This is a genomic window from Nitrincola lacisaponensis (assembly GCF_000691225.1).
Taxonomy (GTDB): domain Bacteria; phylum Pseudomonadota; class Gammaproteobacteria; order Pseudomonadales; family Balneatricaceae; genus Nitrincola; species Nitrincola lacisaponensis.
This window is the reverse complement of record NZ_JMSZ01000007.1, coordinates 115,000-134,548: the sequence shown is the minus strand read 5'-3', so window position 1 is coordinate 134,548 and position 19,549 is coordinate 115,000. Positions and strand designations below refer to the sequence as shown.

Below are 19,549 nucleotides of genomic sequence, written 5' to 3'. Positions count from 1 at the left end.
GCGCTGATGTTGACCTATGAAGAATGTCTGGCGTTATGTGATCTGAGCGACGATGAAATTGACGCCATTGCCGAACATGAGCACATGGAACCCATGATTGCCCTGGCACTGGGTAAATACATGGTGGAACACAACGCCAGCGATCAGATCAAACAATATATTCTGGATGACATCGAAATGGCGCGACGTCAGGGTAACTCTGAAAAAATGGCTTTATTAACAAAGACTCTGTGCCATTTTGTCGCCACTCATCCAGACTGCTGCCAAAGTCAGGCACAAACACGCGTTGCTTGATCAGGATCTCGCTATGTAAGCAGTGCCCCTGCCTCCATGTGGGGCTCAAAACGGAATGTTGATACGGGTCAAAGAGCCCATATGACGTTCCGTTTTTTTTTGTGCTAGGGTATACCCTGACGAACAGAATCAGGGGATTAGCATGCAGTTGCAGACAAATAAAGCCTGGCACCATCTTGAACCACAGGATGTTATCGGGTCTCTCGACAGCCACCAAACCGAGGGACTCACCAGTAGCTCTGCTCAACAACGCCAGGTCCATTTTGGCCCCAACAGCATTACAGGCCAGCAACCGGTTCCCGCCTGGAAGCGCCTGTTACTGCAATTTCACAATCCACTGATCTATATCCTGCTCTGCGCTACCCTGGTCACCTTTTTCCTGCGTGAATATGTCGATGCCGGCGTGATTCTCGCAGTGGTCCTGATCAATGCCATTATTGGTTATATTCAGGAGTCCAAAGCCGAAGAAGCGATCAACTCGCTGAAGAAAATGCTGTCATCCAGCGCCACCGTACTACGTGATGGAGAGAAAAAGACTCTACCAGCCACTGAACTGGTACCCGGTGATATCGTCTTTCTCGCATCAGGCGATAAAGTCCCTGCCGATATGCGTCTGCTGGAATGCCGCGATATGCAGGTCGATGAATCGGCACTGACTGGCGAGTCGGTATCCTCAGAAAAGCATCTGCAGTTGCTGGCCGCTGATACTGTACTGGCAGACCGTAACAATATGGCCTTTGCAGGCACATTGGTCACCTATGGTGCTGGCAAAGGGATAGTGACCAGTATTGGTGACCAGACCGAAACCGGCAAAATAGCCCACATGATCTCCGAAGCCAAAGCACTGGAAACGCCACTGACTCGCAAGATTCATGCTTTCAGCAAGCTGCTTTTATGGGTCATTCTGGCCCTGGCTGCGGTCACTTTCGGTGTCGGATTGCTGTATGGCATGCCCGCCAGTGAAACCTTTATGGCCGCCGTTGCCCTGGCGGTTGCCGCGATTCCTGAAGGGCTGCCGGCAGTCGTCACCATCACCCTGGCCATCGGCGTGCGACGCATGGCGTCACGTCATGCAATTATCCGCAAACTGTCAGCCGTCGAAACCCTCGGCTCCACCACCGTGATCTGCTCGGATAAAACCGGTACGCTGACCGAAAACCAGATGACGGTACAAAAGCTGCTCGCAGGTTCCCACAGCTATGATGTCAGTGGCAGTGGATATCAGCCGGAAGGGGATATTCGCCAGCAGGGCAACTCTGTCAGCCTGTCAGACAATGCAGCACTGCATCACTTGTTGGTTTCGGGCCTGATCAGTAATGACTCTCGCCTGAAAGAGCAGGATGGGCGCTGGACCGTTGAAGGCGACCCCACTGAAGGCGCACTGATTGCCGCTGCAATGAAAGCAGGCTATGAACTCAAACAGTGTGAAGCCGAATTCAAGCGTATCGATACGATCGCCTTTGAATCAGACCGTCAGTATATGGCAACTTTGCACCGTCTGGATGCTCAACACAACCTGATCTATCTGAAAGGTTCAGTCGAGCAGGTACTGGCACGCTGTACCTCACAGTTGACAGCTGATGGCGACACTGAAGCACTGGCCCAGGATGCCATAGAAGCACGTGTGCATGAGTTTGCCGGTCAGGGGATGCGTGTACTGGCCTTTGCCATGCAGCCCGTGGAGCAGACAGAAAACACCCTGGCCCCCTTCAATGCCCGAGAGCCAGAACAATCGATGATTTTTGTCGGACTCCAGGCGATGATTGACCCTCCCAGGGCAGAAGCAATCAAAGCTGTCGCAACCTGCCAGAAAGCCGGGGTACGGGTCAAAATGATCACCGGTGATCATGCACTGACAGCACGGGCAATCGCCTCTCAGATCGGCTTGCAGAATAATCCGGGACAGCAGACAGACGATCTTGAGGCCCTGACAGGTCGTGAACTCAGTGAACTGAGCGACACAGCTCTTACGGAAGTGGCAGACAGGGTATCGGTCTTTGCCCGGGTCGCACCGGAGCAGAAGCTGAAGCTGGTGACGGCACTGCAAAGTCGCAGCCATGTTGTCGCCATGACAGGTGATGGTGTCAATGATGCACCCGCCCTGAAACAGGCCGATATCGGTATTGCCATGGGTATCAGTGGCACAGAGGTGTCCAAGGAAGCGGCCGACATGGTACTCACCGACGACAACTTCTCGTCCATTGAAGCTGCGGTTGAAGAGGGTCGAAATGTTTTCGACAATCTGATCAAGTTTATCACCTGGATACTCCCGACCAATATGGGTCAGGGCCTGGTGATCATGGTCGCCATTCTGTTCGGCATCACCCTGCCGGTACTGCCTGTCCAGGCACTTTGGCTGAACATGACAACAGCTGTCTTTCTGGGGCTTATGCTGGCCTTTGAACCACGTGAAGCGGGTATCATGTCCCGTGCACCGCGTGAACCTGACTCACCGATTCTGTCCGCTGAAATGATTGGCCGGATTTTGTCTGTCAGTACACTGTTGCTGATCGGTGCTTTTGGCCTGTTCCAGTGGTCACAGCTGCAGGGTGCCAGTATCGAGGAGTCCAGAACGCTGGCGGTTACCCTGTTCGTGGTGGTTCAGAGCTTCTTCCTGTTCAACTGCCGCTCACTGACCAGCAGTATTTTCAGTACACCGTTTAACTCCAATCCCTGGATCTGGGGAGGCGTCAGTGCCATGCTGATCGCTCAACTGCTGTTTATCTACACACCCGTCATGAACACCCTGTTCCACAGTGCTCCCCTGAGCCTGAACCAGTGGTTACTGATGTTGGGTTATGGTGTCGTGGTACTGTTACTGGTAGAAGCAGAGAAAGCCGTGTGGCGTAAACGGAAGGGATAAACATGGATGCTTGCCCGGCTGAATCCAGCCGGGCAAGGGTCAGAATTACTGACGAATACCCTCAATCACCAGATCCAGGTAAACGGTTTCAGCCGCAGGTCCCAAATTGAACTGGGCACCAAAATCAGGCAGATTCAGCTCGGCTGTACCGGTAAAACCTGCACGGTAGCCACCCCAGGGATCAGAACCCTCACCGACTTTTTCAACGGCAATTTCAATCGGTTGAGTTTGTCCAAACCAGGTCAGATCACCAATCAGAGTGCCTTTTCCATCACCCAGATCTTCATACGCCGTGCTGACAAAATGTGCCTGAGCATGCTGACTGACATTCAGGAAATCACTGCTGCGCACATGGCGATCACGCTCAGCATGGTTGCTGTCAATCGAACTCATATTGACCTGCACTTCAACCTGAGTCGCCTCCAGATTGTCCGCATCATAGCTGAAGGTACCCTGGAAATCGTTAAAACGACCCACAACATAGCTGACACCCAGGTGGTCAATTTTAAAGTTAATCGATGCATGTGCACCCTGAGTATCAATCAGGTAATCAGCCGCAAACAGTGGGCTGGCGAACAAGGCACCTGCCAGTGCCAGAGGTTTCAGTTTAGTGATGCTCATTCAATTTCTCCGAGTCTAGGCCCAACATACGTGTGAGCGTTGCGTCTTTGTTGATAAAGTGGTGTTTCAAGGCTGCCAGCAGATGCACTGCGGTTAGCAGCATCAGTAAGGTAGCTGAATAAAAATGAATTTCGGCCGCCAGCTCTTCCTGACGTAATGCCAAACCGGGAATCGCGGGAAGACTGAACAGGCTGAACACTTGGATACTGCGGCCATCGGCTGTAGAAAACAGATACCCCGACGCGAGCACGACCAGCAACAGCAGATACAGCCCCCAATGACCCAGGTGGGCGGCAACGCGCTCCCAGGGCCGGGTTCCGGTCACGGCCTCCGGGCGTGGATTCAACGCCTTCCAGATCAGTCGTACACACAGCAACATCAGTAACAGAACACCGATGCTCCGGTGCCAATCAGGATAAATACGGTAACCCGGATCATAATAGCCCAGCGATACAATATAGAGTCCCAGCGGGTACATGCCCAATACCGTCAATGCGACCAGCCAGTGCAACACAATGCTACCCCACCCATAGGTTGAGCGGCTGTTTCTGAATTGACGTATAACGCGCATTGACTTCCCTCCTGTTAATCTTGCTAATCTTAACCATCCCACCTATATTCGTCTAATGCATTAAATAGATAATGACTATGCGTGAAATGAATATAGATAAGCTCGATCTGAATCTTCTGCTGTTACTGGACCGGCTACTCAGTGAACGCCATGTCAGCCGGGCAGCCCAAAGTCTGGGGCTAAGTCAGCCCGCCATGAGTCGGGCGCTGGCCCGTTTACGCCAGGTTTTCAATGATCCACTGCTGGTCCGCACCGCTCAGGGATATGACCTCAGCGCACGGGCTATGCAGATACAACCAGAGCTGACAGAAATTCTGAATTCACTGGAGTTTCTGGTGCAAAAGCCGGTCTTCGATCCTCGCGCAGACAGAGGCGTAATTAAAGTCACAGGGCTGGATCTTGAATTAACCCTGTATCTGCCGCAACTGATGCAGCGCATGCGACACCAGGCACCGGGTATGCGTCTGGAAATTCTGCGGCAGGAAGATGACAGTTTTGCCATGCTGGACCGCAACGAGGTGCACTTCAGCCTGAGCGGTCTGGAACCAAAAGTTTCTGTCGGTTCACTCCATCGTATCCAGTTGGATCAGATGCCAGCCGTGTGTCTGATGTCAGCGAATCACCCACTGGCCAACCAGGCTCTGACGCCTGAAAGCTTTGCCGCAGCAGCACATGGTCTGGTCTCTATCACCGGTCGTGGTCCAGGGTATATGGATCAGGTCCTGGAAAATGTGGGATTAAAGCGTGAGGTGATGCTGCGACTCAGCAGCTTTATGTCGGTTGCAGATTACTGTGAACACACCGACCTGTTGTTCACCCTGCCACAACGATTGGCTGAGCGTATCGCCGCCGGGCGGGCTTTACTGCTGCAACCCTTGCCGGTTGAATTGCAACAACCCCCGGTCAGATTTTTCTTTTACTGGCACAGCCGTCATCACCATGACCCACGCATGGCCTGGGTGCGAGAACAACTGGTGGATATTGCACGCCAACTGCCGCCTCTGATTCAGCGCTGAATCCGGCTGTAAAGTCTAAGTGGAAGAAGGTTGTTCACGTGGCGGCACCTGATCAGTGTCCGCCAATTTTTCCTGTTCCCAGGCTTCAATCAGAGATTCTGTCGTGACAGCCGCCTCCTCCTGCTCAGATTCGCTGACCTCTTCTGTCACCAGCGCTGACGCCAGCGGTAGATCTTCCTCCAGAGACGCTTCGCTGGGGATATCCGGTACCAGAGCAGAACTACCATCCAGCTCGTTCTGACCACTGTCCAGAGCTTCACTCACATACAGCTCCTCAGGAACAGGGGTCAGATCATCCTGAGCCGCAGTATAGAGCTCGTCCGTTGGGAACTGCACCGCAGGCTGCGGTACAAATTCCATTTTCTCACGCTGCAAGCCAGCCACACGGGACTGGTACAGGGCATACATCATCATCACCGCCAGGTTGACTGCAATATACCCAAACAGCGCTGCCGGTCCCAGCCAGGACATCAGTGATGAACTCAGCAACGGACCAAAAATAGCACCACTACCATAACCGATAATCAACCCGGACGAGGTCTGCATTAACTGATCCGGTTCACTCCAGTCATTCACATGCGCAGCAGACAGTGGATAGATCACAAATGCCAGAGAGCCATAGCAGAACACATTCAAGAGCAACCAATAGAAAGGCAGGCTGAAGAAGCTCTGCACTACCATCAACGTACTGAACAGCAAGGCGCCGAAACAGACACCTGCGAGCACTTTACGCCGCTCTATACGGTCCGACAGTTTGCCCAGTGGCACCTGTAACACCAGCCCGGAAAACACCCCGGCCATCATAAACAGCGAGATTTCCTGAACACTGTAATTGAGATTCTGCGCGTAAATGGGTGCCATGGAGAAAAACGCAGCTCCGACAGAACCGGCACAGACAGCACCAAAGAATCCTGCTGGTGCCACTTTCAACAGCGGCTTGATACTGAAGCCCGTCACCGGATGTGGTACTGGAGCCTCGGTACGGGTCATCATCAATGGCATGAGTGACAAGGAAAAACAGATCGATGCGACCGCAAAGGCTTCAAAGGTGTCTGGCGAAGCAAACAGCAGAAACAACTGCCCCAACCCGGATGCCAGATAGTTAACCACCATATAGATGGCCAGAATACTGCCACGGGTTTTATTATCAGAGCGGGCATTCAGCCAGCTTTCCGTGATGATAAACAAACCCGCCAGACAGAAACCATCAATCAGTCGCAGTACCGCCCATACCCAGGGATCGATAAACAGCACATGCATCAGGGGAGACAAGGACATAAAGGACGCAAAGGCGGCAAAGGCACGGATATGACCACCACGCTGAATCACTTTGGAGGTATAACGTGCGCCGAGGAACATCCCCAGAAAGTAGCCTGCCATAATCAGACCCACTGTCTGTACAGCAAAGCCCTCCAGATCGGCGCGAAGGCTGGTCAGGGTGGTAAACAGGCCATTGGACAGAACCAATAACCCATAGCTGACATAAAGAGATAACAGTGTACGTGCGGTACTGAGCATAAATGCCTATGTATTCAAAGAATTATTCGGTGGTTTTGGGAACATCATTGCCAAGCAGAATCGCAATCCAGCGAGTACCCGGATGCTGCTCCAGTGCAATTTTGACAATCATGGTCAGCGGTATCGACAGAAACATGCCGACAGGGCCAAACAGCCAGCCCCATAAAATCAACGACAGAAACACCACCAGTGGAGACAATCCCAGGCCTCGTCCCATAAAGCGGGGTTCGATCAGATTGCCCATCAATACGTTGATCATGACATAACCGAGCACCACCAGCATGGCATCACCCAGTCCAAGCTGCACCAATGCCAGCAGCACCGCCGGAACAGCAGCGATCAACGAACCGACATTAGGAATGTAGTTCATCAACATCGCAATCAGTCCCCACAATACCGGGAAGTCAACATCCAGCCACCAAAGCCACAGAGTCACCATGACACCGGTAATAAAACTGATGGTGGTTTTAATCATCAAATACTGATTGACCTGTTTCATGAACCCCTGGGCATCGCGTATCGATTTATCAGCATTGGGCAAGGCGGCTTTCACCTTGTCACTGAAACCCGCTTCTTCCAACAGAATAAAGATGACGATAAAAATCACCAGAAACAGATTGGTGAGCAGTGAGCCTATGCCTGCAAGAGCGCTGCCAACCAGTCCCATCATCTGCGACGGATTCAAGTGTGTCATCACCATATCCCGGTTAACCGGGATATCCCAACGTTCCAGGTAAGGCAACCAATCGACAATCAATGTCTGCAACCGACTCTGATATAACGGCAGGCGCGTCAGGAAAGCATCGATTGACTGGCTGACAATCATTACCAGCGCGCCACCAAAGACGATCAACACGGACAGCACCAACAGTACTGCCAGATAAGACGGGACACCCCGACGCGTCAAGCCACGCAAAAACGGTGTGCTGATAATGGCAATAAACAATGCCAGCATAATCGGGATCACAATGGCTTCAGCCGCTTTCAGTCCGGCCAGAATCACGACAACACCTGCGATTCCCAATAGCCATTTCAATCCATGATTGTCAGACATCTCATGCCTCTTGCGATTCAACTCGATAAAAGAAAGAATTGTATACTTTCCAGACAGTTTTCCCAATGAAAACGCACCTGACCACCGCGACAGAACAGGAATTAGCATGCTGAAGGTCACTAATCTGGCAAAGTCCCACTCGACCCCTCAAGGCACTCTCGAACTTTTCCGGGGGCTGCAGTTCAGTGTGCATTCGGGAGAAAGTGTAGCACTCATGGGCGAGTCTGGCTGCGGCAAATCAACCCTGTTACATCTGATTGCAGGTCTTGAAGACGCAGATGCCGGACAGATTCTCCTGTCGGGGCAGGATGTCACGGCAATGAACGACAGCCAGCGAGCCCGATTGCGGCGTCATGCGCTGGGCATTATATTCCAGCAGCTGAATCTGATCCCGAGTCTGACAGTGCACGATAACCTGGCCTTTCAGGCACGGCTGGCCAAGTGTCTGCAACCTGACAGGCTGACACAACTGATTGAGACACTGGGTCTTACTGAGTTGTTGCCACGCTACCCCCATCAGCTTTCCGGTGGACAGCAACAGCGGGTGGCAATTGGCCGGGCACTGGCTGCGCGGCCCACTCTGCTACTGGCCGATGAGCCAACCGGCAGTCTGGATGAGCAGAATGCTGATCAGGTCATGGACCTGTTACTGACACTGGTACAGCAAACCGGTACCAGCTTATTGATGGTGACCCACAGTCAGCGACTGGCTCGACGGATGGATCGTTGTTTGACGCTACATCAGGGCCAGCTGACGTGATCACCAATCTTTGGGTACTGCACGCACTGCTCAGTCACTGGCGGCGTCATCCGTTGCAATTAATGACACTGGTACTGGGTCTGCTGTCGGCAACCGCACTCTGGAGTGGTGTACAGGCACTCAACCAGCAGGCACGCCATAGCTACGATCAGGCCAGCTCTCAGCTTGAACGCCTGAATCAGCCCTATCTGGTACATCAGCAACAGTTCTGGATACCTCAGGTGCAGTATATCGAGTTGCGTCGTGCCGGCTGGCCAGTCACACCCATGCTACAGGAACAGATCACCCTGCCTGCAGGACAAGTCATCACTCTGATCGGCCTTGATCCTGTTACCCTGCAACAATCGACACAACAGCAGAATACCTTTACCTCTACTTTCTCCCTCAGCCAGTTCCTGTCGCCACCCTGGGAGGTCTGGCTATCACCGGCCAGTGCTGAACAACTGCAACCTCTTTGGGACAATCCACCGATACAGGGTTTTCCCAGAAATCCTGAAGGCGAGCTACCCCAACTGCGAATCAATAATACCCTGGCGGATAACGAATTAATTACCGACCTGTCTCTGGCACAGCACTGGCTACAGCAGCCTGAACAACTATCACATCTGTTATTACTGGACAGCCACTTCAACACCCCTTTGCCAGAAAGCCTGCAGGCAGAGCTACGTCGGATAGACCCGGAGAGCGATCAGGATATTGCCCGCCTGACCGACAGCTTTCATCTCAACCTGTCCGCCCTCAGCCTGCTGGCATTTTTGGTGGGTTTAATGATGGTCTATTCAGCAGTCCATCTGGCGCTGACTCAACGCCTGGCACTCAAGCGTATTTTGTATGCCTGCGGCGTCAGCCAGGTTCAGTTACTGGGCTGGCTCATGACCGAACTACTGTTGCTGAGCAGTCTGATTGCCATCCCGGGTCTGATAGCGGGCTACTGGATTGCGGCGTTGTTGCTGCCCGATGTCTCGGCCAGCCTGGCTGGGCTCTATGGTGCAGACATCCCTCCTCAATTGCAGCTTCCCGGAGGCTGGTGGCATAGCGGCTTGCTGATGGCCGTGGGTGGAACTCTGTTCACTGCGCTGGTGCCGCTGATAAAACTGCTCAAGCAACAGCCTGCTGTGCAACACAGCAATCCTGGCATACCCGTCATTCTCAATATCACCGGTATGCTCTGCGCACTGGCAGCCATCTGCCTGGCACTTTTGGGAGACAGCCTGCTGAGTGGCTTTATGCTGCTTGCTCTGATATTTATCAGCGCAGGTCTGTTGCTGCCGGGTCTGTTGAACAGACTGCTGCAATGGGGTCAGCATTATTCAGGTTCAGTGACCCAGCTCTGGTTCTGGGCCGATGCACGCTTACAGATCGCCCCCCTTTCAGTTGCACTGGTCGCCCTGCTGTTTGCACTGTCAACCAGCATCGGTGTAGGCGGAATGGTTGAAGGGTTCCGCCTGACGTTTACCGGCTGGCTGGAGCAACGTCTGGCGGCGGAGGTATACCTGAGAGCAGAGGATGACGAGCAGGCAGAACAGATCCATCACTGGCTGACACAGCGCCCGGAGGTTACTGCTATTCTGCCGTCAGGAAGGACCGACATTCAGCTCAACAACCAACCAATTGAACTCAGAGGCATCCAGCCACATGCAACCTACTCGGATCATTGGCCCTTGTTAGCCGCAACGCCTAACACCTGGGCACAACTGGATGAGCAGGCCGCGGTACTGATCAATGAGCAGCTGGCGCGACAACAGGGCTGGCAGATCGGAGACTGGCTGCACCTGCCGGGAAGCATGCAGTCATCCTTCTACCTCGCTGGCATCTACAGCGATTATGGCAATCCCAAAGGACAGATTCTGATGTCACTGGATACGCTGGAGCAGAATTGGCCGGACACTCAGCGAGGCAGTTTTGCACTGCGAGTCATACCGAAAGCAGTTGACCCCCTGCTGCATGATCTGCGACTCAGTTTCAATCTCAGTGGTACCCGGCTTCTTGATCAACAAGCCGTGAAAGACTATTCCCTGAGGCTGTTTGAGCGGACCTTTGCCGCAACACAGGCACTCAATCTGTTGGTACTGAGTGTTGCCGCTGTTGCGCTGTTCAGCAGTCTGCTGACGCTCTCGAGTATGCGACTGACTCAGGTCGCGCCTGTCTGGGCCTGTGGTGTATCACGCAGACATCTGGTCGGCTATGAATTGCTGCGACTGCTGTTACTGGCGTTACTGACCGCCCTGCTGGCGATTCCACTGGGATTACTGATCAGTTACTGTCTGGTCACCCTGATCAACGTCCGGGCATTTGGCTGGGCACTGCCCTGGCAGTACTTCCCGCTCCATTGGATACTGATGATTCTGGCCGCTCTGGGAAGTGCACTGGCAGCAGCTGCCCTGCCACTGATCCAACTGGCGAGGTACAGCCCGACACGGTTACTACAGGGATTTCGCGATGATCATTAATCCTCATATTCGGAATCAGTGGCTCCTGATACTCCCCATCAGCCTGTTACTCAGCGGTTGTGAAGCTGATCCTGCCCCGCAGGGATTTGCCGGACTAGGAAGCGCCGCTGAAGGATTTCAAACTGTCAGCCCTGAAACCCTGATCGACTATCCGGATGCACTGGGGGCACACCCGGATTATCGAATTGAATGGTGGTATATCACCGCCAATCTGGAAGATCCTCAGGGTACACCTCTCGGTATTCAGTGGACGTTGTTCCGCCAGGCGCTGACACCAGGTCCACAGCGTGATGGCTGGGCAAACCAGCAGTTATGGCTGGGTCATGCAGCGATCACGCGTGAACATCAGCACCTGTCAACCGAAACCTACGCCAGAGGCGGTGTAGGTCAGGCAGGCGTCACGCAAGAACCTTTCGAGGCCTGGATCGATCACTGGCGACTCTACGCCACCCGTGAGGATGCCACCGAGTTCATCCTTGAGCTGCAAACACCCGAGTTCGGCTATCAGTTACAACTGCAAAAGACAGGCCCCGCTGTGCTGCAGGGAGACCAGGGATTCAGTATCAAATCCGCACAGGGACAGGCATCTCACTACATCAGCCTGCCCTTTATGCACGCATCTGGAGAGGTACGTATCGGTGACAAACAGCTTGAGGTTCAGGGGCAGGCCTGGCTGGACCGGGAATGGAGTAGTCAGCCCCTGTCACCGGATCAACAGGGGTGGGACTGGTTTTCACTGCATCTGGACCAAGGGGACAAGCTGATGCTGTTCCGTCTCAGACATGACCGTGGTGAAGACTATTATTCCGGCACCTATATTGATGCTGAAGGACATCCGCATCCGCTACAACCGCAACAGATACACATGCAGCCCACAGGTCAACATAGCGTTGCGGGTCGTCAGTTGCCGGTCGAATGGCAGCTTTCCGTGGCCGACTGGGGTATCCATATTCAGACTCAGGCATTAAACCCGGATGCCTGGATGCAAACCGGTATCGCTTACTGGGAGGGGCCCATACGCTTCAGTGGCAGTCACTCGGGGGTGGGCTATCTGGAAATGACAGGCTACTGAAACAGGCGAAAACACTCCACAGAATAGATTTTCCTGCACATCCTGACCGGAATCGGTTAGAGTAGTGATACAATTTTAAACCGATCAGTCTTAATTCTTATTATGCACACACAAAACCGAACGATTCCCGGCCTTGTCTGGATGCTTGCCGGGTTGACTGCTTTGGGTCCACTGGCCATAGATGCCTATTTGCCTGCGTTCCCGGACATGGCAGCGGATCTGAACGTTTCCGTACAATCCATTGAATTGACCGTCAGTCTGTTTCTGGCAGGTTTCGCACTTGGCCAGCTCGCAGGCGGCCCTTTTTCGGATCATTATGGCCGTCGAGCCGCAATTTTTACCGGCTTGACGTTGTTCGGCATCGGCACGCTGGGCATTTTGCTCAGTCCGCAGGTGGAAACTGTCTGGGTTGCACGCTTTATCCAGGCCTTTGGCGGTGGTGTCAGTGTGGTTAACTCGGCTGCCATTGTCCGTGATCTGTTCAGAGGTGCGGACAGTGCCCGCGCCATGTCCCGTATTGCAGCGATCATGATGGTTGCACCGATGCTGGCTCCAGTGCTCGGCAGTGTCATGCTGCACCTGGGTAGCTGGCGCAGTATCTTTCTGGTATTGCTGGTCTACACCCTGACGCTGCTGCTGACGCTGGCGTATAAAATGCCGGAAACCCGACAGGTACCGGACCTGCCAGCTATCTCACCACTTCGCCGATACCTGCAAGTGATACGACATCGCCGTGCACTTGGCTTTCTGGTCGCAGTCGCATTCAGCCACGCGGCCATGTTTGCATTTATCACCGGTTCCTCCGGCGTCTATATGGCACACTTCGGCGCCAGTGCAGCCACCTTTCCACTACTGTTTGGTGCCAACGTCGTCGTGTTGTTGATCTGTAACCAGATTAATATCCGCATCGTGCATCGCTTTACCCCGCAACGTCTGCTGATGCTCGCTCAATGGACACAGGGATTAATCGGCTGCAGCCTGTTGAGCATTATCTGGCTGGGTGAAATCCAGCTCTGGCAGCTGGTTCCCGGTATTATGTTGTTTATCGGCCTGCAGGGCTTTATCATCTCGAACGGCATGGCCAGTACCATTGAGTTTTTCCCGCAAAGTGCCGCTACGGCGACAGCAATGGTCGGTGCGACCGGTTTTGCACTGGGCGGCCTGTCTGGTGCGCTGATCGGGTTACTGGGTGATGGCTCTCCTCTGCCGATGATCGCCGTCATGACAGGCTCGGTGCTGGTCGGTATTACGCTGCGCACGCTGTTGCACCGCAATCAGGCAACCACCACAGATACACGCTAGACTGATATAAAGCAGACCCTAAGGATTGAGGATACTTGATGGAACCCTGGCATTTCTGGCTACTGGCAGCACTCTTTTTAATGATCCTGGAACTGCTGGGCACCGGCTTTTTTGCCTTTGCTCTGGGGCTGGCTGCCCTGATTGGCATGTTCGCAGCGCTTTTCAATGTACCTTCATCGGTGCAGTGGCTGGTATTTGCCCTGGCCGCAGCGGTTCTCGCTCCCTGGCTACGTAAAACCCTGCGTCACTGGGCGCCCTCTCGTCGTCGCAGCGCACTGGCTGGTGAAAACCGTGAACTTGAAGGGTTACTTCTACTGGATCAAAACGGCCAACTCAAAGTCAAAATCGAAAATGATACCTATTTTGTTCGCTCGAACAGTGGCCGTGAACTCACACCCGGTAACCGTGTCACGGTAACCGGATTTGATGGCATCACGGCTCTGGTCGATTAATTTATCGTCAAACCAAAAGGAATAACTCAATGGATGCGATGTTAGTGATTGCTCTGGTGATAGCCGCTATGGTTATCATCCTGGTCATTAAGGGATTAATGATCGTTCAACAGTCTGAAGCGGTCGTCATCGAACGGCTTGGCTCCTATCACAAAACCCTTGAACCGGGTATTAACTGGATCATCCCGTTTGTGGATCAGCCCCGCTCCATCAAAATGCGCCGCTATCAGGTCATCAACAATGAGCAAGTCGCGGTGGTCGTTGAAGAAACGAGGATTGATCGCCGTGAAACAGTACTCGATTTTCCGGGACAAGCTGTGATTACGGGCGACAACGTCAGCGTGATGGTCAATGGAGCTCTTTATTTTCAGGTCATCGATCCGGAACGTGCTGTGTATCAGGCCGAGAATCTGGTACAGGCCATTGAAATCCTGGCGAAAACGTCACTACGTTCTGAAGTGGGCAAAATGGAACTGGACAAGCTGTTTGAATCGCGCCAGGAGATCAACGACAAACTTCAGATCGTCATGGATGATGCGGGTAACAAATGGGGAGTCAAAGTCACCCGTGTAGAAATTCAGGATATCGACATTCCCCGTGATGTTGAAGATGCCATGCGCAAACAGATGACTGCCGAACGAGAGCGACGTGCAATGGTATTGCAAGCCAGCGGTGAGCGTGAAGCGGCTATTGCACGTGCTCAAGGTGAAAAAGAATCGGCGATTCTGGTTGCTGAAGGTGACAAAACCGCTTCAATTCTCCGTGCTGAAGGTGAACGCGAGGCGATTAACCAGATCATGGCTGCCGCAGATGGCCGTATTGATCCGGAGCTGGTCATTGGTTACCTGATGGGCCTCGAATACCTGAATACACTGCCGAATATTGCCAAAGAAGGTGATCGTGTATTCCTGCCATTTGAATCGTCCAGCGTCCTCGGCGCGGTGGGTTCACTGCAACAATTGCTGCAACAAACACAGGGGAAAGCTGGATAATTACGACTGGTTCAGATCCTGTTCACCCGATCACACGTAAGATCTGATCGGGTGACATCTGTACAGCGGGCATGGCGTCAGGGAACTGACGCAAATGTTTGTAGTCACAGAGTTGATTCTTGATTTGTATCATTGCACTCCCCACTAAAGAGAGTTCTAATATGCGAATCAACCTAAAGCCTGATAGCTGATCGTTAGAATTGGCACGGGTTCAACCGTCAATGAAAAGGGTATATCTATGGCAAATTCTAGCCGTCGTGGTTTTTTGAAGAAAGGTTTATTCGGTTTGGCAGCCCTGCCAATGGGCATGGGTGTTCTGACATCCAAAACCTTTGCAGCAACACTGCCACCACTGAGTGAAGATGCTCCAAACGCCAAAGCATTGAACTATGTTAAAGTGGCTGCAGATGCAGCTGACCATCCAGCCTTCAAAGAAGATGCTTACTGCGACAACTGCATGTTCTGGCAGCCTAATACCAACGGCTGTACCTTGTTCCAGGGCTTCTCTGTTGAAGCAAAAGGCTGGTGTCAGTCTTGGGTTAAGCGTCCAGGTTAATACCTTTTCGTACGCCTGAAACTTTCAGAGATCCATCTAAAAACCCCTGAGGTAATTGATACATCAGGGGTTTTATGTATCAATAGCTTCTCTTTATAAAACGACACTCCGAATACGGAGTTGTCCTGCTGCGGCGCAAAAACTATACTGAAGTTCGGGACTTTTGTTTTAAATCGGAATTTAGTATGTGCGCTTCATTTTGTCAGAGAATTCTTGTATGAAGCCAGCTTCCATGCCGCGTTTGCTTCGTTATGTTCTGGCGCCGGTCATAGGGCTCATGGTCACACTGGTTTTTTTCACCATGACCAGTCTGTACCAGCAAACGCTGCAGGAACAGCAACGCGCCGTTCAAATTGAACGTCTGGCAGAAATTCGAGCCAACATCGAAGGGGCATTTAACGGCGCAATCAATTTGACCGCCGGACTGATTGCTTTTGTCAGCTCTACCGGCGTTATCAGTCAGGATTTCTTCGCCCAGATCAGCCATGAGTTAATTCAGCAAAATAGTCTTATCCGCAATATCACCCTGGCTCCAGGCAATGTGATTCGTTATGTCTATCCTTTGGAAGGGAATGAAGCAGCACTCGGGCTGGATCTGCTTAATCATCCTACCCAGGGAGAAGCCACACGCCAGATGCTCACCTCAGGCAAACCCATTCTGGCTGGCCCCTATGAATTGGCTCAAGGAGGCGTTGCCGTCATCCACCGTGTCCCCATTTACCTGGATAGTGATACTGCCGATCCGGTGTACTGGGGCATGATGAGTACACCTATCGACTTCAGCCGTATCCTGGAGCTTTCTGGCCTTCTCAATCCCGCACTGGGTCTGGAGATCGCCTTGCGTAGTCGGGAGGGTACAGGAGCAGAAGGTATTGTATTTTATGGTGATCCCGCGCTCTTCGAAATGTCAGGTGTATTTAACAGCTATATCAGTGTTCTGAATGGCAAATGGGAGATGGCGGCCTTGCCTGACAGGCATCAACCACAATCGGGTAACGGACTGGTCTGGACAGCCAGGGGCATAGGTGGAATGTTTGGCTTACTGACTACCTTTATGATCTGGCAGTTAATGCGTATGAACGAGAGACTGCATGCATCCCAGGCTCAATACCGTCAACTGGCTCAACATGATACGTTAACAGGCCTGCCCAACCGCATCGTGTTATATGACCGATTCGAACAAGCAGTAGCGCGTGCTGAACGCCATCACGACCCGTTGGTACTGCTCTATATGGATCTGGATGGTTTCAAATACATCAATGATCTGCATGGTCATCAAGCCGGAGATATTGCCCTGGCAGAGTTGGCACAACGTTTTCGTCGTGTAGTACGAGGCAGTGACAGTGTGATTCGGATTGGTGGCGATGAATTCATCATCCTGCTGGAAAATGTAACCAACATTGATGCGGTACTCAGTGTCACCGATAAAATCCTGAACTGTGTCGCAGATCCGATTGAATTTGAATCGCAGCAGTTCAAACTGGGAATCAGTATCGGTATCGCGTGTTTTCCCCAGGACGGTTTGACCCTTGATCAGTTAATGACTTCCGGTGACCACGCCATGTACGCCGCCAAAGCTGCTGGAAAAAACCGCATCAACTGGGCATCCGATCCCAGCCATCTATTTTCAAAGAACTAATATAAATGACATTCATGTTACAACGCCCGTCCCGGCGCACTGTCAGAGCACTCATCGTAGATGATCAGATTATTATTCGAAACCTGCTGCGTGCCCTCCTGACAAAATCCGGATTAAACGTCGTCGGTGAGTCCAACAGTGGTGAAAAAGCGCTGCTTATGGCTGAGCAATTAAAGCCGGAACTTATTTGTCTGGATATTACCATGCCAGGAATTTCCGGTCTGGAAACCCTGAAACGCCTTAAACAGTCACACCCGCAAACCAAAATAGTGATGATCACCGGCCACCAAGGCAAAGGAGATGTTGAAGGCGCTATTGCCGCAGGTGCTGATGGTTATATTGTCAAGCCCTTCAAGGTGAACACCTTATTAACCACCCTGGAAAAAATTATGCACAATAACTAACTGATATATAACTGTCCCCGGAAATTCCTCAATATTACAGATCAGTATTTTTTGGCCCACAGCAACAGGCTAGTGGACGGAATCAGAATCAGCCAGAGGAGTACCCAACCATCGCTCAATCTTTTGTGCAAGATCCTCTTTATTAAAGGGTTTGCTCAAAAAATCATTCATTCCCGCATCAAAACACTTTTGCCGGTCTTCAGGCATCACATTCGCAGTCACGGCCACAATAGGTACCTCCGAAATGGCAGTATCCAGCGCGCGAATTCGGCGTGCTGCAGTGATACCATCCATCACCGGCATCTGCATATCCATCAACACCAAATCAAAATGGCTGTGTTGCAACTGTTCCAGCGCTTCCTCACCATGATTGGCAATCACACAACTGTATCCCAGTTTTTTCAACAGACCGACGGCAACCATTTGATTCACTTTATTATCTTCAACCAGTAATATTCTGGAAGCAGGCATGCCAGATGACACAACAGGCGAAGCCGTCACCGCTACAGGGGTCGCATCAGACGGCGTGACTCTGTCTACAGCAAGGTCTACAACTGGGTCCGAAGCTGGCTCATCCGTGTCTGTTTTCTCGGCAACCCTGACCGGAACCTCAAAGTAAAACCGGCTCCCCTGCCCAGGTTCACTCTCCACCCGGATTTCGCCCTGCATCAATTCAATAATACGTTTACAGATAACCAACCCCAAACCGGTTCCACCGTAACGACGTGTTATTGACAAATCTGCCTGGGAGAAGGGAATGAACAGCTTGTCCAGTATCTCAGGCGCCATGCCAATACCTGTATCCTCAACACAACACTGCAAGCGATTGTCAGCAGGCATAGAGAGTCTGACATGAACAGATCCCTGGTCGGTAAACTTGACTGCATTACCTACCAAATTAAGTAGCACCTGTCGCAATCGTCCTGGATCGGCTTCAAGCTCTGCGGGTAATGAACTGGATATTTCCAGCTCCAGTCGAAGGCCTTTGGTTTGTGCGCTTGCCTGAAACAAGCCCACCACTTCCTGGCTCAACGCTCGCAGATCAAACACACACTGATCCAGCTCTGCACGCCCAGCTTCCAATTTGGAAAAATCCAGAATGTCGTCCAGAATGGACAGCAACGCGTTCGCACTGGCATACAAGGTATTCACCATTTGCCGCTGCTCAGTATTCAAATCTGTCTCCACCAGGAGACGGGCCATTCCCAGTACACCATTCATGGGAGTACGCACTTCATGGCTCATCATGGCCAGGAATTCAGATTTGGCCTGGCTGGCCTGCTCGGCCTTAATCACCGCAACACTCAACTCTTCTGCCATACTTTCGGCCTGAATACGCGCCTGTGAGGCGAACGCCATATGGCGTAATAACAGCAGAATCAGAATACCCATGGTCAGGGTAATCAATACTATCAATAACGTCACGTACCCATACATCTGACGTTGTTCGGTCCGCTCTTCATTGATTCGCAGAGCACTCAATCCTTTCATATCGACAACCAGACGCTCACTTACCTGCGCCAGTCGATCTGATAGCATCACAATTTCATCAATATTTTCCTGGACTACCATGGCACCTTGCTCAAAGTAATCATCCATCGACAAAATGATATCAATTGCTTCACGATGAAATGGTGCCAGGTCACCTGCTTCGTAGCCGAATAAACGGCCTATTTCACCACGCTGAAGGAGTTGTATGCGGCTATAAAGAATTTCAAATCGCAGTTCGAGATGCTGCCAGTTGGCAGTACTGGGGTTGACGGCGTATTGCGTCAGTAATGCGGAGAGTTTCAGGTTTTCACGGTCCAGCTGATAACTGGCCCAAAGTGCATCTTCGCGGGCGGCCTCTGTCAGCTGCTGCTGACGGTCATGCATAGTATACAGAATAAAAAAAGCCGCTACGAGAAACAGCAGAGTACAGACTAGCAGTAACCAGAAGGTGCGACGAAAATAAATTGGTTTTTCCAGCGTCACACCCCGTTTCT

17 protein-coding genes are annotated in these 19,549 nt (G+C 52.1%); 12 read left to right on the top strand and 5 right to left on the bottom strand.

Going from position 1 to position 19,549, the window contains the following annotated elements; all coding sequences use genetic code 11:
* Positions 1-6 precede the first annotated feature (6 nt).
* Positions 7-294, top strand: coding sequence for a hypothetical protein (locus tag ADINL_RS01585; protein ID WP_036543064.1), 288 nt, complete (start codon positions 7-9; stop codon positions 292-294).
* A gap of 142 nt (positions 295-436) precedes the next feature.
* A complete protein-coding gene (locus tag ADINL_RS01580; RefSeq protein WP_036543061.1) occupies positions 437-3,157 on the top strand; it encodes a cation-transporting P-type ATPase in 2,721 nt (906 codons plus the stop codon).
* A gap of 45 nt (positions 3,158-3,202) precedes the next feature.
* Here the strand turns inward: ADINL_RS01580 and ADINL_RS01575 are convergent, their stop codons facing one another.
* Both ADINL_RS01575 and ADINL_RS01570 read right to left on the bottom strand, forming a co-directional pair.
* Positions 3,203-3,778 (bottom strand): YceI family protein, encoded by a 576-nt coding sequence (locus ADINL_RS01575; RefSeq protein WP_036543058.1) that lies wholly within the window; start codon positions 3,776-3,778, stop codon positions 3,203-3,205.
* Positions 3,765-4,349, bottom strand: coding sequence for a cytochrome b (locus tag ADINL_RS01570; protein WP_036543056.1), 585 nt, complete (start codon positions 4,347-4,349; stop codon positions 3,765-3,767). The genes ADINL_RS01575 and ADINL_RS01570 overlap by 14 nt, the downstream gene beginning before the upstream one ends.
* Positions 4,350-4,426: 77 nt before the next feature.
* Between ADINL_RS01570 and ADINL_RS01565 the strand changes: the two genes are divergently transcribed.
* A complete protein-coding gene (locus tag ADINL_RS01565) occupies positions 4,427-5,365 on the top strand; it encodes a LysR family transcriptional regulator (RefSeq protein WP_036543052.1) in 939 nt (312 codons plus the stop codon).
* Between the two features lie 15 nt (positions 5,366-5,380).
* Here ADINL_RS01565 and ADINL_RS01560 read toward each other — a convergent pair whose 3' ends face one another.
* The gene (locus ADINL_RS01560; protein WP_051632468.1) at positions 5,381-6,883 is read right to left on the bottom strand and encodes an MFS transporter; all 1,503 of its coding nucleotides are present in this window, start codon (positions 6,881-6,883) and stop codon (positions 5,381-5,383) included.
* A gap of 22 nt (positions 6,884-6,905) precedes the next feature.
* Positions 6,906-7,937 carry an AI-2E family transporter gene (locus ADINL_RS01555; protein WP_036543047.1) on the bottom strand — a complete coding sequence of 344 codons (1,032 nt, stop codon included), beginning with the start codon at positions 7,935-7,937 and terminating at the stop codon, positions 6,906-6,908.
* A 106-nt stretch (positions 7,938-8,043) separates the two neighbouring features.
* Between ADINL_RS01555 and ADINL_RS01550 the strand changes: the two genes are divergently transcribed.
* The 9 genes from ADINL_RS01550 to ADINL_RS01510 all read left to right on the top strand — a co-directional run bounded on the left by ADINL_RS01550 (position 8,044) and on the right by ADINL_RS01510 (position 17,564).
* Positions 8,044-8,697 carry an ABC transporter ATP-binding protein gene (locus tag ADINL_RS01550; RefSeq protein ID WP_036543044.1) on the top strand — a complete coding sequence of 218 codons (654 nt, stop codon included), beginning with the start codon at positions 8,044-8,046 and terminating at the stop codon, positions 8,695-8,697.
* On the top strand, positions 8,664-11,147 hold the full coding sequence (locus ADINL_RS01545) for an ABC transporter permease (protein ID WP_161667720.1): 2,484 nt from the start codon (positions 8,664-8,666) through the stop codon (positions 11,145-11,147). Before ADINL_RS01550 ends, ADINL_RS01545 begins: the two co-directional genes overlap by 34 nt.
* On the top strand, positions 11,137-12,219 hold the full coding sequence (locus ADINL_RS01540) for a lipocalin-like domain-containing protein (protein WP_051632466.1): 1,083 nt from the start codon (positions 11,137-11,139) through the stop codon (positions 12,217-12,219). Before ADINL_RS01545 ends, ADINL_RS01540 begins: the two co-directional genes overlap by 11 nt.
* A 102-nt stretch (positions 12,220-12,321) precedes the next feature.
* On the top strand, positions 12,322-13,521 hold the full coding sequence (locus ADINL_RS01535; protein ID WP_036543041.1) for a multidrug effflux MFS transporter: 1,200 nt from the start codon (positions 12,322-12,324) through the stop codon (positions 13,519-13,521).
* 38 nt (positions 13,522-13,559) lie between these two features.
* On the top strand, positions 13,560-13,973 hold the full coding sequence (locus ADINL_RS01530; protein WP_036543039.1) for an NfeD family protein: 414 nt from the start codon (positions 13,560-13,562) through the stop codon (positions 13,971-13,973).
* 29 nt (positions 13,974-14,002) lie between these two features.
* Positions 14,003-14,965, top strand: coding sequence for an SPFH domain-containing protein (locus ADINL_RS01525; protein WP_036543036.1), 963 nt, complete (start codon positions 14,003-14,005; stop codon positions 14,963-14,965).
* A 238-nt stretch (positions 14,966-15,203) separates the two neighbouring features.
* The gene (locus ADINL_RS01520) at positions 15,204-15,521 is read left to right on the top strand and encodes a high-potential iron-sulfur protein (RefSeq protein ID WP_036543033.1); all 318 of its coding nucleotides are present in this window, start codon (positions 15,204-15,206) and stop codon (positions 15,519-15,521) included.
* A gap of 217 nt (positions 15,522-15,738) precedes the next feature.
* Entirely contained in the window at positions 15,739-17,160 is a 1,422-nt protein-coding gene (locus ADINL_RS15810) for a diguanylate cyclase domain-containing protein (protein WP_084154340.1), read from the top strand.
* A 5-nt stretch (positions 17,161-17,165) separates the two neighbouring features.
* The gene (locus ADINL_RS01510) at positions 17,166-17,564 is read left to right on the top strand and encodes a response regulator (RefSeq protein ID WP_051632464.1); all 399 of its coding nucleotides are present in this window, start codon (positions 17,166-17,168) and stop codon (positions 17,562-17,564) included.
* A 69-nt stretch (positions 17,565-17,633) separates the two neighbouring features.
* Here the strand turns inward: ADINL_RS01510 and ADINL_RS01505 are convergent, their stop codons facing one another.
* The gene (locus ADINL_RS01505; protein WP_051632463.1) at positions 17,634-19,538 is read right to left on the bottom strand and encodes an ATP-binding protein; all 1,905 of its coding nucleotides are present in this window, start codon (positions 19,536-19,538) and stop codon (positions 17,634-17,636) included.
* Positions 19,539-19,549 lie beyond the last annotated feature (11 nt).

Coding starts and splice junctions, on each gene's coding strand:
- ADINL_RS01585 (WP_036543064.1), top strand. CDS start 7: ATGTTGACCTATGAAGAATGTCTGGCGTTATGTGATCTGAGCGACGAT.
- ADINL_RS01580 (WP_036543061.1), top strand. CDS start 437: ATGCAGTTGCAGACAAATAAAGCCTGGCACCATCTTGAACCACAGGAT.
- ADINL_RS01575 (WP_036543058.1), bottom strand. CDS start 3,778: ATGAGCATCACTAAACTGAAACCTCTGGCACTGGCAGGTGCCTTGTTC.
- ADINL_RS01570 (WP_036543056.1), bottom strand. CDS start 4,349: ATGCGCGTTATACGTCAATTCAGAAACAGCCGCTCAACCTATGGGTGG.
- ADINL_RS01565 (WP_036543052.1), top strand. CDS start 4,427: ATGCGTGAAATGAATATAGATAAGCTCGATCTGAATCTTCTGCTGTTA.
- ADINL_RS01560 (WP_051632468.1), bottom strand. CDS start 6,883: ATGCTCAGTACCGCACGTACACTGTTATCTCTTTATGTCAGCTATGGG.
- ADINL_RS01555 (WP_036543047.1), bottom strand. CDS start 7,937: ATGTCTGACAATCATGGATTGAAATGGCTATTGGGAATCGCAGGTGTT.
- ADINL_RS01550 (WP_036543044.1), top strand. CDS start 8,044: ATGCTGAAGGTCACTAATCTGGCAAAGTCCCACTCGACCCCTCAAGGC.
- ADINL_RS01540 (WP_051632466.1), top strand. CDS start 11,137: ATGATCATTAATCCTCATATTCGGAATCAGTGGCTCCTGATACTCCCC.
- ADINL_RS01535 (WP_036543041.1), top strand. CDS start 12,322: ATGCACACACAAAACCGAACGATTCCCGGCCTTGTCTGGATGCTTGCC.
- ADINL_RS01530 (WP_036543039.1), top strand. CDS start 13,560: ATGGAACCCTGGCATTTCTGGCTACTGGCAGCACTCTTTTTAATGATC.
- ADINL_RS01525 (WP_036543036.1), top strand. CDS start 14,003: ATGGATGCGATGTTAGTGATTGCTCTGGTGATAGCCGCTATGGTTATC.
- ADINL_RS01520 (WP_036543033.1), top strand. CDS start 15,204: ATGGCAAATTCTAGCCGTCGTGGTTTTTTGAAGAAAGGTTTATTCGGT.
- ADINL_RS15810 (WP_084154340.1), top strand. CDS start 15,739: ATGAAGCCAGCTTCCATGCCGCGTTTGCTTCGTTATGTTCTGGCGCCG.
- ADINL_RS01510 (WP_051632464.1), top strand. CDS start 17,166: ATGACATTCATGTTACAACGCCCGTCCCGGCGCACTGTCAGAGCACTC.